We start from the raw sequence: 315 nt of genomic DNA, 5'->3' as shown, positions 1-315 counted from the left end.
GACAGCGACGCTCAGCATTGATGCGGTTACAGCGGACAACATTGTGAATGCTGCGGAGGCAGGAACAGATGTGACGTTGACCGGTAAGGTGACTGGTGAATTTACCGTGGGCGATACCGTCACTCTGACCATCAACGAGAAAACATACACGACTGATGTTCAAGCAGGCGGTAGTTGGAGTGTTGATGTTGCAGGTAGTGAGTTGGTGGCTGACGGCGACAAATCAATCGCAGGCAGTGTGGTGGTGCATGATGTCGCAGGCAACCCTGCGACAGTGACATCTGATAAGGGCTATGTCGTTGACACGACATTACC

Annotated in this window: 1 protein-coding gene; it reads left to right on the top strand. The window is 52.4% G+C overall.

Translation table 11 applies throughout. The features are described 5' to 3' along the window. Positions 1-315 (top strand): Ig-like domain-containing protein (locus AVJ20_RS18185; RefSeq protein WP_162689828.1); only part of this gene is annotated, 315 nt, incomplete at both ends.

This window comes from Acinetobacter sp. CFCC 11171, assembly GCF_003268405.1.
GTDB lineage: Bacteria > Pseudomonadota > Gammaproteobacteria > Pseudomonadales > Moraxellaceae > Acinetobacter > Acinetobacter amyesii.
This window is presented reverse-complemented; position numbering and strand designations above follow the sequence as displayed.